Raw genomic sequence first — 929 nt, 5'->3', positions numbered from 1 at the left:
GCATCGTAAATGCCGCGCTGCTCGGGGCTGAGCGCATGTTCGAGCATCTCGTATTCGACACCGTCATAGGACAGCGACCGCGCCGTGTAGAGACCGAGCGCCCGGAGGTCGCGGGCCAAAACCTCCATCGCCGCGACACCGCCAGCCTCAATGGCTTCCACAAATTCCGACCGGGTCTGGAAGGGGAAATCCTCTCCACCCCAGAGGCCGAGACGCTGCGCATAGGCGAGGTTGTGGACGGTCGTGGCACCCGTGGCCGAGACATAGACCACGCGGGCATTCGGAAGTTTGTGCTGCAGGCGCAGACCCGCCCTGCCCTGCTGCGAAGCCATGGTATCGCCGCGCTCGCCTTTGCCGCCGGCGGCATTCGCCATGGCATGGCTTTCGTCAAAGAGGATCACCCCGTCGAAATCCGCTCCGAGCCAGTCGACGATCTGGTCGACGCGGGATTTCTTGGCACCCCGTACTTCCGAGCGCAGCGTCGCATAGGTGGTGAAGAGGATTCCCTCGCTCAGCGGGATGTCGCGCCCTTGTGCGAAACGCGACAGCGGCGTCACCAGCAGGCGCTCCTGCCCGAGCGCAGACCAGTCGCGCTGCGCGTCCTCGAGGAGCTTGTCGCTTTTCGATATCCAGAGCGCCTTGCGGCGGCCTTGGCACCAGTTGTCGAGCAGGATCCCAGCCGACTGGCGGCCCTTGCCCGCGCCGGTGCCATCACCGAGGAAGAAACCCCGGCGGAAGCGGACGGCGTCAGCGGCATCGTCCGGTGCAGCGGAGACCACGTCTCCGGTCTCATCGACGGTCCAAGACCCGGCGAGGTAAGCGCCGTGAGCTGCGCCCGCGTAGATGACGGTCTCAAGCTGCGCGTCGGACAGCAGGCCGTCGCGCAGGATGGCCGCCGGAAGCTTGGGACGATAGCTCGGTTTCGGCGG

General features: G+C 66.1%; 1 protein-coding gene. It reads right to left on the bottom strand.

Features of this window, described 5'->3' with window-relative positions:
* A partial coding sequence (locus DJ029_RS21505) for a strawberry notch family protein (protein WP_198671248.1) occupies positions 1-929 on the bottom strand: 929 nt, incomplete at both ends.

Source organism: Oceanibium sediminis, from assembly GCF_003265325.1.
Taxonomy (GTDB): Bacteria; Pseudomonadota; Alphaproteobacteria; order Rhodobacterales; family Rhodobacteraceae; genus Halovulum; species Halovulum sediminis.
Note: the sequence above shows the minus strand (reverse complement) of the source record. Positions and strands in the feature narration are given on the sequence as shown.